Below are 13360 nucleotides of genomic sequence, written 5' to 3' on the forward strand. Positions count from 1 at the left end.
CCGACGTTCCGGGACGTTTCCCTGCGTGTTTCACGCAGGTCACATTCAGCGCATTACACCCGGGGAGCGGGTGTGAGAAGAACTCAGGCTTCGTCGGCGGTCGGTGCCGCCGCACCGGGAGAGTCGGCCGGTGCGTCCGCAGGCTCGTCGTCGGCGAGGTCCTCGAAGAGTCCTGCGGGCGGGGTGACGATCACGCGGCCGGCGGCGACATCGACCTCCGGCACGATGGCCTTGACGAACGGCACGAGGATCTCGGCGTCGTCGTCGCCTGAAGTCGGGCGGACGATGAGGAGGTCCTGGGCCGGGAAGTGGTCGACGCGGGTGACGCGGCCCACGACCGTGCCGTCGCGCACCACATCGAGTCCGACCAGCTGGTGGTCGTACCAGGCGTCGTCCTCGGCCGGTGCGGCCGCAGCATCCTGGTCGATCCAGAGGATGGCGCGCACGAGCTCTTCCGCCGCGTCGCGGTCGTCGACGCCTTCGAAGAAGGCGACCGGGTGCGTGTTCATCCAGCGGAACTCGCGCACTGTGAGGGTCTTGCCGTGCCAGGGCGACGACTCGGGCACCTGCAGCGTGAAGGCTGCGCCCGGCACGAAACGGCCGTCCGGGTCGTCGGTGTAGAGCTCGAGCTTCAGCGCGCCCTTGAGGCCGTGCGCCTTGACGAGTCTGCCGACGCGCAGCTGGGTGCGGGGGGTCTTGGGGGGTCGGGCCGGTGAGTCGGCCACGTCAGTCGTCCGCGACGTCGACGCGGACGCGCCGGCCGTCGGCCAGCGCGCTGATCAGCGTGCGCAGGGCCTTGGCCGTGCGTCCGCCGCGCCCGATCACGCGACCACGGTCGTCGGGGTGCACGTGCACCTCGAGGACGTCGCCTCGCGGCGACGTGGACGAGTGGATGCGGACGTCGTCGGGGTGATCGACGATCCCCTTGACGACGTGCTCGAGCGCGGCGGCCAGCAACGGACTACGCCTCGGCGGACTCGTCGGCGGCAGCCGACTCGGTCGCGTCGTCGGCGGCGGCGGGCGCCTCGGCCTTCTTCTCGGCCTTGGGCTTGATGACCGACTTCTTGGCCGCGTCGATCTCGAACGCGGGCTTGGGCTCGGCGACCTTGACCGTCGAGACGGCGTTCTTGTCGCCCTTGAAGCGACCCCAGTCGCCGGTCAGCTTGAGGAGGGCGCGCACCTGCTCGGTCGGCTGGGCGCCGACGGACAGCCAGTACTGCGCGCGCTCGGAGTCGACCTCGATGAACGAGGGCTCCTCGGTCGGGTGGTACTTGCCGATCTCCTCGATGACACGACCATCGCGCTTGGTGCGCGAGTCGGCGACGACGATGCGGTAGTACGGCGCACGGATCTTGCCCAGGCGCTTGAGACGGATCTTGACAGCCACGATTCTCCTGAATGTGTGAAAGGGATCGAACCGATCGCCTGGAGCGTGGGGTGCACACCCGGCGGAAGCTCAGAGGAGGACTGCTGTGCTGGATAGAGGGTCGAGCACGGCGTCCGACCCTCTATTCTGCCAGATGACGACGCGTGCCGCGAACCGCGTGTCGCGGGCGGCCCCCATGCCAGACTGAGCGGATGACGGTGCCCTTCGCGACATCTTCCCGCTCGTCCGTGGGGCTGGAGTGGGAGCTCATGCTCGCCGACGCCCGTACGGGTGACCTCGTCCCCCGCGGCCCGGAGGTCACCGAGGCCCTCGAGGATGCCACGGACCTCGAGCGGTTCACCATCACCGGCGAGCTGCTGACCAATACGGTCGAGGTGACGAGCGGCATCGGCGACACCGTCGCGGCGGCCACCGACGACATCGCCGACGCGATCGCCGCGGTCCGCACCGTCACGGATCCGCGCGAGATCGAGCTGCTGTGCGCGGGGAGTCACCCGTTCGCACAGTGGTACGACCAGCAGGTCACCGACAAGACCCGGTATCACACGCTCATCGAGCGCACCCAGTGGTGGGGACGCAACATGATGATCTGGGGCATCCACGTCCACATCGGCGTCGACGACGTGAACAAGGTGTTCCCGATCATCAACGCCCTGGCCGTCTATCTCCCGCATCTTCAGGCGCTGTCGGCCTCCAGCCCGTTCTGGGCGGGCGAGCGCACCGGGTACGCATCGAATCGCGCGCTCGTCTTCCAGCAGCTGCCCACCGCCGGGCTGCCGTGGCCGCTGCAGGACTGGGCGCAGTTCGAGGGGTATCTCGACGACATGACGCGCACCGGCGTCATGGCCGACGCCACGGAGGTGCGGTGGGACATCCGCCCCGCACCCCGCTGGGGGACGATCGAGGTGCGGGCGTGCGACGGCATGTCGACGCTGCCAGAGCTCGCCGCCGTCGCTGCGCTCGTGCAGACCCTCGTCGAGGACTTCTCCCGGCGCCTCGATGAAGGGGAGACGCTGCCGACCCTGCCACCGTGGTTCGTGCGCGAGAACAAGTGGCGTGCTGCGCGCTACGGCATGGACGCGAGGATCATCGTCGACCGTGACGGAACCCAGCGCCTCGTCGCCGACCACCTGCGCGAGACGATGGCGCGGATCGAAGACGTCGCCGCCGATCTGAAGTGCGCGCGCGAGTTCGCCGGTCTGGAGACGATCGTCTCGCAGGGCGCAAGCTACGCCCGGCAGCTGCGTGTCGCCGATGCGGCGGACGGAGACCTGCGCGAGGTCGTCCAGCACCTGATCAGGGAATTCCGTGCGGGTCCGACACTCCGTGAGCACCTCGCGACGCTGCGCTGACACCCGCTGACACCGGCTGACTCGTCGAACTGGGTGAGGGTAGGCTAACCTCAAAGTCTCCCCTTCCCCACCTGAGGCATCCGCCTCTCGATGAAAGGCATCCTCGTGCGCACGAAGAGAGCACTCGCCCTCACTGCAGCCCTGGTCACCGCAGCCGCCCTCACCGCCTGCAGCAGCAGCAGCGGCAGCACCGCAGACGACCCCGCGGGTGACGCACCCGAGGCGTCCACCGAGTTCCCGATCACCATCGAGCACGCCTACGGCGAGACCGTCATCACGGAGCAGCCCGAGCGCGTCGCCGCGATCGGATGGTCGAACGCGGAGGCCGTGATCGCGCTCGGTGTCGTTCCGGTCGGCATGGACACGCAGACCTACGGGGACGATGACGGCGACGGGGTGCTGCCGTGGACGTCCGATGCGCTCGACGCACTCGGCGGAGACGCTCCCGTGCTCTTCGACACGACCGACGGCATCGACTTCGAGGGCATCAGCGATGCCGCACCTGACGTGATCGTGGCCGCGCTGTCCGGCGTGACGCAGGAGGAGTACGAGACCCTCAGCGAGATCGCGCCGACCGTGCCCTTCCCCGGGCTGTCCTGGGCCACGAGCTGGCGCGACACGATCCTCACCAACGCGCAGGGCATCGGCCTGCCGGCGGAGGGCGAGCAGCTCGTCGCCGACCTCGAGGCGACCATCGCCGAGGGCGTCGCGGCCCACCCCCAGATCGAGGGCCTGACGGCCGCGTGGACGTACATCAACCCGACCGACTTCGGCACGGTGGGTGTCTACACCACGATCGACTCCCGCGCCGCCTACCTCGAGGATCTTGGGCTCGTGCACGCGCCCAGCGTCGTCGCGCTCTCGAAGGGCGTCGAGACCTTCTACGTCGACATCAGCGCCGAGAACGTCGACCAGCTCGACGATGTCGACGTGCTGTTCAGCTACGGAACGGCCGACCTGCTCGAGCAGCTGCAGGCCGACCCCCTGCTGGGCACGATCCCGGCGGTCGAGCGCGGCTCGGTCGTCTTCATCGAGGACGGCACCCCCCTGGCCTCCGCCGTCTCGCCCCCGTCGGCCCTCTCCCTCGAGTGGGGCCTGGACGAGTACCTCGGACTGATCGCGGCCGCCGCCGACAAGGTCGAGTGACCCGCACGGCCACGGCTCCACGACGGCCCGCCCTCGCACCGAGGGCGGGCCGCCGCCGGGCCATGAGCATCGGTCTCAGCGTCGCCGCCCTCGTCGTGTGCATCGCGCTGTCGCTCGCCCTCGGGGCCCGCGACGTGAGCCTCTCCGACGTCTGGGACGGCCTGACGGACCCCTCGAACACCGCCATCTCCGCGATCGCGGTTCGCGAACGCATCCCCCGCACCGTGCTGGCGCTGCTCGCCGGTGCGGCACTCGGACTGTCCGGCGCCCTCATGCAGGCGCTCACCCGCAACCCGCTCGCCGACCCTGGCATCCTCGGCGTCAACATGGGCGCCGCGCTCTTCGTCGTCGCCGGGATCGCGTATCTCGGCATCTCCACCCTCACCCAGTACCTGTGGCTCGCACTTCTCGGCGCCGCACTGGCGGCGGCCTTCGTGTACGCGGTCGGCGCCGTGGGCCGAGGTGGCCCGACCCCCATCAAGCTCGCGCTGGCCGGCGCGGCCATCAGCGCCGCCCTCTCCTCGCTGGTGAGCGCGATCCTGCTGCCGCGCCTCGAGGTGATGACGGTGTTCCGCTTCTGGCAGGTCGGCGGCGTCAGCGGCGCGGAGTGGAGCGCGATGGAGCAGGTCGCACCGTTCCTGCTCCTGTCCGCAGCCCTCGGCTTCGCCGTCGCCGGCCCGCTGAACGCGCTCGCCCTCGGTGACGAGGTCGCCGCCGGCCTCGGCGTCCGCGTCGGCCTCACGCGTCTGCTCGCCGCCATCGCCGGTGTCGTCCTGTGCGGCGCCGTGACGGCGGTCGCCGGGCCGATCGCCTTCGTCGGACTCATGGTCCCGCACGCCGTGCGCCTGCTGATCGGACCGGACCAGCGCTGGGTGCTCCCCCTGTCAGCCGTGGGCGGCGCGGTGCTGCTCACCCTCGCCGACGTCATCGGCCGTCTGGCCGGACGCGCCGTCGGCGGAGGCGAGCTCGAGGCCGGCATCGTCACCGTGATCATCGGCGCCCCCGTGCTCATCGCGATCGCGCGCAGCTCGAAGGTGCGTGAACTGTGACCGCCACCGACACCGCCCGCCCGACGACGCCGGCCCCCGCCCGCCTCGACGGGACCCGGGCGCGCATCGCCGATGGCCGCGCGCGGCGCACCCGTCGGCGTCTCCTCGTGACGGTGGTGCTCTTCGTGGCCGTCGTCGCCCTCTTCATCACCATGGTCTCCGTCGGCAAGACGCTGTACTCGCTCGACGAGATCTGGCGCGTCATCCTCGGCGAGAAGGTGCCGGGCGCCTCCTTCACGGTCGGCACGCTGCGCCTCCCGCGCGCCGTCACCGGGGTGCTCGCGGGTATGGCGTTCGGCCTCGCCGGCTCGACGTTCCAGACCATGCTGCGCAACCCGCTCGCGAGCCCCGACATCATCGGCATCACGGCCGGGGCGAGCGCCGCGGCGGTGTTCGCGATCCTCGTGCTCGGCTGGAGCGGCCTCGGCGTCACCGTGCTGGCGCTGGTCGTCGGACTCGCCACCGCCCTGACCATCTACCTCCTCGCCCGATCGCCCGACTCGGTCGGCGGGCGCTTCATCCTCATCGGCATCGGCATGGGCGCCCTGCTCGACGGCGTCGTGTCGTACCTGCTCCTGAAGGCCAGCGCCTGGGACATCCCCGTCGCGATGCGGTGGCTGACCGGCAGCCTCAACGGCTCGCGGTGGCAGGACCTCTTGCCGCTCCTGTGCGCCGTCGTGGTGCTCCTGCCTGTGCTGGTGGTGCTCGGCCGGAATCTGCGGATGCTGGAGCTCGGCGACGCCGCGGCCTCCTCGCTCGGCGTGCGCGTCGACGCCACCCGTGTCGCCCTGATCTTGTGCGCGGTGGCCCTCGCCGCGTTCGCCACGGCCACCACGGGCCCGATCGCCTTCGTGGCTTTCCTGGCCGGCCCCATCGCGGCGCGACTGGTAGGCCCCGGCAGCGCGACGGCGGTGCCCGCCGCGCTCACCGGCGCAGCGCTCGTGCTGGCTGCCGACCTGATCGGGCAGTTCGCGTTCGACACGTCGTTCCCCGTCGGTGTCATCACCGGCATCCTCGGCGCGCCCTTCCTCATCGCGCTGCTCATCCGCACGAACCGCAACGGAGGCTTCTCGTGACCGTCCAGCACACCCTCGAGGCGAACGCCCTCGTCGCCGGCTACGGGAATCGCACGATCGTGCACGGCATCGACCTGACCGTGCCGAGCGGCGCGATCAGCGTCATCATCGGTGCGAACGCCTGCGGCAAGTCGACGCTGCTGAAGACGATGGCCCGGCTCCTCACGCCCGAGGAGGGTGCGGTGGTGCTGGACGGTCGGCGGATCGACAGCATCCCGACGAAGGATCTCGCTCGCACGCTCGGACTGCTCCCCCAGTCTCCGATCGCACCGGAGGGCATCGCCGTGGCCGACCTGGTCGCCCGTGGCCGGCACCCGCACCAGAAGCTGTTCCGGTCCTGGTCCGCCGCGGACGAGGACGCGGTGGTCGCGGCTCTCGAAGCCACCGGCGTCGCGGAACTGGCCGACGTCCCCGTCGACGAGCTGTCCGGCGGGCAGCGCCAGCGGGTCTGGATCGCGATGGCACTCGCGCAGGAGACGGGCGTGCTCCTGCTCGACGAGCCGACGACATTCCTGGACGTCACGCACCAGGTCGAGGTCCTCGACCTTCTCACCGACCTCAACCGCGCGTCCGGCACCACGATCGTGATGGTGCTCCACGACGTCAACCTGGCCGCACGGTACGCGGACCACATCTTCGCGCTGCGCGGAGGCCGGCTTATCGCGAGCGGCGCACCGGGCGAGGTGCTCACCCGCGAGCTCATCCGCGAGGTCTACGAGCTCGACTCGCTCGTGATCGCCGACCCCGTCTCAGGTGCTCCGATGGTCCTGCCACGCGGCAGGCATCACGTCCGCGATGCGGCGTTCGGCGCCGCGCTCCCCCTGACCGATCCCACAGAACAGGCAGGCTGAACCTTGGCTGGCGACTACTCCTTCTTCCGCGTGCGCGTCGCGCGCATCGCCGATGTGACCCCGAGCTTCCGGCGGTTCACGTTCGCCGGCGACGACCTCGCCGTCTACGGCGACCCCGGGTACGACCAGCGGATCAAGATCGTCTTCCCCACCGGGTCCGCGAGCCTCGACGACATGCCCGGGGGCGACGACTGGTACACCCTGTGGCGCGAGCTGCCGGAGGAGCGTCGGCCCCCGTTCCGCACGTACACGACCCGTGCGGTTCGCCGGGACCCGCTCGAGGTGGACGTCGACATGGTCTCCCACGAGGTCTCCGGTCCCGCCTCCGCGTGGATCCAGGACGCGGTCGTCGGCGACGAGGTGCTGCTGCTCGCGCCGACGACGGCGCTGGAGGGCGTGAGCTTCGGCATCGACTTCGTGCCTCCCGCGCGCACGGAGAACTACCTCCTCGCCGGCGACGAGACCGCTGCCCCCGCGATCGCGGTGATCCTCGAGCAGCTGCCGCCCGAGGCCACCGGCGTCGTCGTCGTCGAGGTCCCCGATCCGGCCGACGCCGATTACCTTCCCGCCCACCCCGGCTTCGAGATGCTCGTCGCCGCGCGCGGCGCCGGCGACCGGCACGCGCACCTCGTCGCCGCGGTGCAGGATGCGGCCGCCCGGCTCGCTCCGGCCGGTCGCGGCGCAGAGGTCGAGGAGGTCGACATCGACGAAGGCATCCTCTGGGAGGTCCCTCGGACGGCCAAGGGCGGCGCCGCGCTGAAGAGCGCCCCGCTGTACTCCTGGCTGGCGGGCGAGGCGGGCGCGATCAAGTCGCTGCGCCGCCACCTCGTCGCCGACCTCGGCGTCGACCGCAGGGCGGTCGCGTTCATGGGCTACTGGCGTATGGGCCGCGCCGAGAACTGAGCGGGCTCAGCCGCTCGGGCCTCGATCAGCCCTTCCCGAGCAGCTTCTGCAGCTCGGCGAAGTCGGCCTCGGTCGGAGCGCCCTTGGCGGCGCCCAGGCCGAAGCCAGATCCCGCAGGCCCCTGCGGCGTCTGAGCGGCGATGCCGGCGTTCTCGGCCGCCCGCTTGGCCGGGTTGCCCGATCGCGAGCCCTTGGCCTTCTGCTGCTTGCCGCGCTTGCTCGATGCGCCCGGCTTGCCGCCCATGGGGCCCATGCCCGGAATGTTGGGGACACCGCCGCGGGCGACGGTCTTCATCATCTTCGCCGCCTGCTCGAAGCGCTGCACCAGCTGGTTGACGTCGGTCACGGTCATGCCGGAGCCGCGCGCGATGCGCAGGCGCCGCGAGCCGTTCAGCACCTTGGGGTTGCGGCGCTCACCCGGCGTCATGGAGCGGATGATGGCCTCGGTGCGGTCGATCTCGCGCTCATCGAAGTCGTCGAGCTGCTGCTTCATCGAGCCCATGCCGGGGAGCATCCCCAGCATCTTCTTCATCGAGCCCATCTTCTTGAACTGCTGCATCTGCTCGAGGAAGTCCTCGAGCGTGAACTGGTCGGTCGCCAGCTTCTCGGCGACCTTGCGCGCCTCCTCCTCGTCGAAGGCGGACTGGGCCTGCTCGATGAGGGTGAGGATGTCGCCGAGGTCCAGGATGCGTGAGGCCATGCGGTCGGGGTGGAACGCCTCGAGGTCGTCCAGCCCCTCGCCGGTCGACGCGAAGATGATCGGGCGGCCGGTGACCGAGGCGACCGAGAGCGCCGCGCCGCCGCGGGCGTCGCCGTCGAGCTTCGACAGCACGACGCCGGTGAAGTCGACGCCCTCCTGGAAGGCCTTCGCGGTGTTCACCGCGTCCTGTCCGATCATCGCGTCGATGACGAACAGCACCTCGTCGGGCTGGATGGCCGCGCGGATGTCGGCGGCCTCCTTCATCAGCGCCGCGTCGACGCCGAGGCGACCGGCCGTGTCGATGATGACGATGTCGTGCTGCTGGCGACGCGCGGTCTCCACGCCGGCACGGGCGACCTGCACGGCGTCGCCGACCCCGTTGCCCGGCTCGGGTGCGTAGATGGCCGCACCGGCCTGCTGCGCCACGACCTGGAGTTGGTTGACGGCGTTCGGCCGCTGCAGGTCGGCGGCGACGAGGAGCGGGGTGTGACCGTCCTTCTCGAGCATCTTGGCGAGCTTGCCGGCGAACGTGGTCTTGCCGGAGCCCTGGAGTCCCGCGAGCATGATCACGGTCGGCGCGGTCTTGGCGAACTGCAGGCGGCGCTGCTCGCCGCCGAGGATCGCGATGAGCTCCTCGTTGACGATCTGGACGACCTGCTGCGCCGGGTTGAGCGCCCGGTTCACCTCGTCGCCGAGGGCGCGTTCGCGCACCTTCCCGGTGAACTCCTTGACGACGACCAGCGCGACGTCCGCGTCGAGCAGCGCGCGCCGGATCTCCCGGACCGTGCCGTCGATGTCCGCGGGGGTGAGCTGCCCCTTCTTGCGGAGGTTGCGGAAGGTCTCGGTGAGCCGGTTGGAGAGGGTGCCGAAAGTCGCCATGATGGGGCAAGTTTACGCGAGGGATGCGGGCGCCCCGAGCACCGCGCGAAGCTCCTCCTTCGCTCGCGCATAGCGGCCCCGCGCGGTGGACGCGGGGATCGCCAGCACCTCGGCCGCCTCGGCGAGACTCAACCGCTCCCAGTGCACGAGCCGCACGAGTTCGGCGAGATCCGGATCCATCCGTGCGATCGCGTCACGGACCTCGGCGCCGTCGTCGGCGCCGGGCGCGACCGCATCCGTCGCCAGGTCACCGCGGATGCGGTCGGCCAGCGCCCACCGCCGGCGGGTGCCCCGCGCGTGGTTCAGCAGCGTGCCGCGGGCGATGCCGAAGAGCCACATCCTGGCGCGCTCCGGCTCGACGGGAAGGTCGTCCATTCGGCGCCACGCGACCACCATCGTCTCGCCGAGCAGGTCGGGGGCGTCATCGAGGCCGACGCGTCGCTGGAGGTAGGCGAGGAGATCGGGGGATGCCGCTGCCAGCGCCGCCGTGAGCCGCCGGTCGTCGCGGCTCACGACCCGGCGCCCGGCACATAGGGCTGCCCGTCGAGGTCGAGGCACTGGATCCCCCCGACGCGTTCGGTGCCGGCCAGGCGGTCGTCGGGGATGCGGTAGCCGGCATGCCGGAGCGCCTGCGTCTCGAGGTCGCCGACGACCCACTCCCACGCCATCCACTCCGCCGCCCAGGCGCGATGCTCGATCTCATCTGCACGCTCTGCGGGGGTGAGGACGGACATGTCCGCGCCGGGATCGGCGGCCGACTCCGCCGCCAGATCGGCGAGGTGCTCGCGCATCGCGGGCAGGAGCGGCGTCGCCGCGGCGACGACATCCGTCGAGCGATACCAGTCCTCGAGCGTGCGGTTGACCTCGGCGACGAACGCGGCGTCCGAGCCGCCCGAGTACGGCGAGAACCGCAGCTCGCAGGCGAATCCGTTCGGCATCGTGAACGGCACCGCCCCAACCGGATGCTGCGCCCAGGGCCCCCAGCTGAACCCGTCGGTCGCCGCGGCGACGCCGGCACCGCTGACGAGCACGACCGCGAGCACGCCCGAGACGAGGGCGATCCGTCGCCGCCTCGGCCGGGGACGCTCCGCGCGCGCCTCCGCGATCATGGTCGCCAGCTCCGCGTCACGCGGTGCACGCGTCGCGGGGGCGGAGCGATCGAGCAGATCGTCGAGCAGGTCGGGGGTCATGGTGCCTCCATCGTCAGGGGTGTCTCACCCCGTACGTGTCCGGCATCGGGCGTTTCGTCCCCGCGTCACTCCTGGTCGAGCTCCTGGAAGATCGTGAGCTGCAGGTCGGCGGGTCCGCGAAGACGCGCGTTGAGCGAGCGCCACGGCGTCTCGCGGACTGATGCCTCGACCGTCGCGCCGGCCGCGGCGAGGCGCTCGACGGCGGCGGCAGTGTCCGGGACCTCCAGTCCGAGGCGCAGACGCTCGCTCGGGGCGTCCCCGTCGGTCTCCACGCCGTCGATGAACGCGACCTGGGCCGGATTGGCGATCTCGAGGGTCGCCCTGCCTGCATCGAGGATCGCGACCCGCGCGCCGCCGTCCGCCTCGTACGCCTCGGACTGCGGCATCCCGACGACGTCGCGGTAGAACGCGAGCGCGCCGTCGAAGTCGTCCGCCTGCACGACGAGCCGCAGCTGCCGCACCGCCCCGCCCGGGTGCGGCACCAGCGCGAGCGCGGTGCGGACGAGGTCGGCGAGGTCCGTGCGACCCGCCCCGCTCTCCGCCCAGCGCCACACGGCCGCGAGCAGGGCGCCCGCGTATGCCGCGGCCGCCACGTCGGACGCGAGCCCGGCGGCGCCGACGGCGCCGTCTGTGCTGTCTGTGCTGTCTGTGCTGTCGCGGGCCAGCCTCGCCGAGACGGCCCGCTCCAGTCGCCGCTGCCGCACGGCGCGCTCCCGCTCGAGCTCGGCGTCCAGGCCCATGATGTCGGCGTTCGCGATCGCGAGGGCCAGGCTGTCGGGCGCGAACCCGATCGTGAGCGCACGGAGGACTTCGGCGACGGGCGCGTCCGACCCGGTGAGGTCGGCGGCGACCGCATCCAGGCGCTCATCGAACGAGCCCCAGAGCACGTCCGCCTTGGATGAGAAGTAGTTGAAGAAGCTGGACCGGCTCACACCCGCTCTGCGCGTGATGTCGCCGACGGAGGTGGCCTCATAGCCCTGCTCCAGGAACAGCTCGCACGCGGCCTCGGCCAGGGTCTCGCGCGACGAGGCCTTCGGTCGTCCCACTGTCATGGGTCCAGCGTAGGGCGGCGCCGGGGTACGGCCGTCGGGCGTATTGTTGGATCGCGTCCAGTAACCCGGTCGAAGGGAATCGCATCGTGCTCGAGATCGACACCGTCGGGCTGTCGCCCGACCTCGTGCCCTACCAGCAGGGATGGGAGCTCCAGCGGCGCGTGCACGCGGACGTCGTCGCAGGAACCCGCGACGACACGCTCCTGCTCATGGAGCACGAGCCGGTCTACACCGCCGGCGCGCGTACGGCACGGCACGAGCGGCCGACCGACGGCACGCCGGTCGTCGATGTCGACAGGGGCGGCAAGATCACCTGGCACGGCCCCGGCCAGCTGGTCGGCTATCCGATCGTGCGCCTGCCCGAGCCCATCGACGTAGTCGCGCACGTGCGCACGCTGGAGCATCTGCTGATCGAGGTCCTCCGCGAGCACGGGGTCGACGGGTATCGCGTCGAGGGGCGCAGCGGCGTCTGGGTGCGCCGCCCGCTGTCGGAGGACAAGGTCGCCGCCATCGGGGTGCGGGTGCAGCGCGGCGTCACGATGCACGGCTTCGCGCTCAACTGCGACAACTCGCTGGCGGCGTTCGCCGGGATCGTCCCGTGCGGGATCTCGGATGCCGGAGTCACGACCGTCAGCGAGGTCACAGCCCGCCGGCTCTCCCCCGCCGACGTCCTGCCCACCGTCGCGAGGGTCTTCCGTGCGGCCTACGCAGGGGTCGCCGCATGAGCGGCTGTGCGACCGGCCCAGCCGCCACTCCGCCGACCGGAGGCCGCCGGCTCCTGCGCCTGGAGGTGCGCAACGCCGAGACCCCGATCGAGCGCAAGCCCGAGTGGATCAGGACGAAGGCGAGGATGGGGCCCGAGTACCAGGCTCTGCAGGCGCTGGTGAAGACCGAACAGCTGCACACGGTCTGCCAGGAGGCCGGCTGCCCCAACATCTACGAGTGCTGGGAGGATCGCGAGGCCACCTTCCTCATCGGCGGCTCGCAGTGCACGCGCCGCTGCGACTTCTGCCAGATCGACACGGGCAAGCCTGCCGACTACGACACGGACGAGCCGCGACGGGTCGCCGAGAGCGTCGCGCGGATGCAGCTGCGGTACGCGACGGTGACGGGTGTCGCCCGCGACGACCTGCCGGACGGCGGAGCCTGGCTGCACGCCGAGACCGTGCGGCGCATCCACGCGGACAATCCGGGCACCGGCGTGGAGCTCCTCGCGACCGACTTCAACGGCGATCCCGCCCTGCTCGCCGACGTGTTCGACGCCCGGCCCGAGGTCTTCGCGCACAACGTCGAGACCGTGCCCCGCATCTTCAAGCGGATCCGCCCCGCGTTCCGCTACGAGCGCTCGCTCGACGTGCTCACGCAGGCGCGCGGCGCCGGCCTCATCACGAAGTCGAATCTCATCCTCGGCATGGGCGAGGAGCCCGAGGAGGTCGTCCAGGCGCTGCGCGACCTGCACGATGCCGGCACCGACATCATCACGATCACGCAGTATCTGCGTCCGTCACCCCGGCATCTTCCGGTCGCCCGATGGGTCACCCCGGCCGAGTTCGTCTCGGTCAAGGAGGAGGCGGAGCGGATCGGGTTCCTCGGGGTGCTCGCCGGCCCGCTGGTGCGGTCGTCCTACCGCGCGGGGCGTCTGTGGGCCCAGTCGATGATCTCGAAGGGACGCGACATCCCGCCGCAGCTCGGGCACCTCGCCCGCGACATCGTCCAGGCCGGCGACGGATTCGCACAGGCTGTCTGAGCGCGGCTGCTGACACCGCGATGGCCGT

General features: G+C 71.2%; 15 protein-coding genes. 8 read left to right on the top strand and 7 right to left on the bottom strand.

The window, feature by feature from the left end; translation table 11 throughout:
• Positions 1-83: 83 nt before the first annotated feature.
• From rimM to rpsP, 3 genes are read right to left on the bottom strand one after another with little or no spacing between them, the layout of a single operon-like run.
• On the bottom strand, positions 84-725 hold the full coding sequence (gene rimM, locus Microterr_RS07590; RefSeq protein ID WP_263798581.1) for a ribosome maturation factor RimM: 642 nt from the start codon (positions 723-725) through the stop codon (positions 84-86).
• A gap of 1 nt (position 726) precedes the next feature.
• The gene (locus tag Microterr_RS07595; protein WP_243075040.1) at positions 727-957 is read right to left on the bottom strand and encodes an RNA-binding protein; all 231 of its coding nucleotides are present in this window, start codon (positions 955-957) and stop codon (positions 727-729) included.
• A 4-nt stretch (positions 958-961) separates the two neighbouring features.
• A complete protein-coding gene (gene rpsP / locus Microterr_RS07600) occupies positions 962-1387 on the bottom strand; it encodes a 30S ribosomal protein S16 (protein WP_263798580.1) in 426 nt (141 codons plus the stop codon).
• Between the two features lie 191 nt (positions 1388-1578).
• On the opposite strand from rpsP, the gene Microterr_RS07605 reads away from it, so the two are divergent.
• From Microterr_RS07605 to Microterr_RS07630, 6 genes are all read left to right on the top strand, one after another.
• A complete protein-coding gene (locus Microterr_RS07605; protein ID WP_263798578.1) occupies positions 1579-2739 on the top strand; it encodes a glutamate--cysteine ligase in 1161 nt (386 codons plus the stop codon).
• A 105-nt stretch (positions 2740-2844) separates the two neighbouring features.
• Entirely contained in the window at positions 2845-3885 is a 1041-nt protein-coding gene (locus Microterr_RS07610) for an iron-siderophore ABC transporter substrate-binding protein (RefSeq protein ID WP_263798577.1), read from the top strand.
• Positions 3886-3947: 62 nt separating this feature from the next.
• A complete protein-coding gene (locus tag Microterr_RS07615; RefSeq protein ID WP_263798576.1) occupies positions 3948-4934 on the top strand; it encodes a FecCD family ABC transporter permease in 987 nt (328 codons plus the stop codon).
• A complete protein-coding gene (locus Microterr_RS07620) occupies positions 4931-6010 on the top strand; it encodes a FecCD family ABC transporter permease (RefSeq protein WP_263798575.1) in 1080 nt (359 codons plus the stop codon). The genes Microterr_RS07615 and Microterr_RS07620 overlap by 4 nt, the downstream gene beginning before the upstream one ends.
• Positions 6007-6861 carry an ABC transporter ATP-binding protein gene (locus Microterr_RS07625; protein WP_263798574.1) on the top strand — a complete coding sequence of 285 codons (855 nt, stop codon included), beginning with the start codon at positions 6007-6009 and terminating at the stop codon, positions 6859-6861. Before Microterr_RS07620 ends, Microterr_RS07625 begins: the two co-directional genes overlap by 4 nt.
• 3 nt (positions 6862-6864) lie before the next feature.
• Positions 6865-7764 (top strand): siderophore-interacting protein, encoded by a 900-nt coding sequence (locus Microterr_RS07630; protein ID WP_263798573.1) that lies wholly within the window; start codon positions 6865-6867, stop codon positions 7762-7764.
• 25 nt (positions 7765-7789) lie between these two features.
• Here the strand turns inward: Microterr_RS07630 and ffh are convergent, their stop codons facing one another.
• The 4 genes from ffh to Microterr_RS07650 all read right to left on the bottom strand — a co-directional run bounded on the left by ffh (position 7790) and on the right by Microterr_RS07650 (position 11585).
• Positions 7790-9343 (bottom strand): signal recognition particle protein, encoded by a 1554-nt coding sequence (gene ffh / locus Microterr_RS07635; RefSeq protein ID WP_263798572.1) that lies wholly within the window; start codon positions 9341-9343, stop codon positions 7790-7792.
• A gap of 12 nt (positions 9344-9355) precedes the next feature.
• Positions 9356-9856, bottom strand: a complete 501-nt coding sequence (locus Microterr_RS07640) for an RNA polymerase sigma factor (RefSeq protein ID WP_263798571.1) — start codon at positions 9854-9856, stop codon at positions 9356-9358.
• A complete protein-coding gene (locus Microterr_RS07645; protein WP_263798570.1) occupies positions 9853-10533 on the bottom strand; it encodes a hypothetical protein in 681 nt (226 codons plus the stop codon). The genes Microterr_RS07640 and Microterr_RS07645 overlap by 4 nt, the downstream gene beginning before the upstream one ends.
• A 65-nt stretch (positions 10534-10598) precedes the next feature.
• Positions 10599-11585 carry a TetR family transcriptional regulator gene (locus Microterr_RS07650; protein WP_263798569.1) on the bottom strand — a complete coding sequence of 329 codons (987 nt, stop codon included), beginning with the start codon at positions 11583-11585 and terminating at the stop codon, positions 10599-10601.
• An 86-nt stretch (positions 11586-11671) separates the two neighbouring features.
• Here Microterr_RS07650 and lipB point away from each other — a divergent pair, with 86 nt between their 5' ends.
• A complete protein-coding gene (gene lipB / locus Microterr_RS07655; protein ID WP_263798568.1) occupies positions 11672-12310 on the top strand; it encodes a lipoyl(octanoyl) transferase LipB in 639 nt (212 codons plus the stop codon).
• On the top strand, positions 12307-13332 hold the full coding sequence (gene lipA / locus Microterr_RS07660) for a lipoyl synthase (RefSeq protein ID WP_263798567.1): 1026 nt from the start codon (positions 12307-12309) through the stop codon (positions 13330-13332). Before lipB ends, lipA begins: the two co-directional genes overlap by 4 nt.
• Positions 13333-13360 lie beyond the last annotated feature (28 nt).

Source organism: Microbacterium terricola, assembly GCF_027943945.1.
In the GTDB taxonomy this organism is placed as follows: Bacteria; Actinomycetota; Actinomycetes; order Actinomycetales; family Microbacteriaceae; genus Microbacterium; species Microbacterium terricola.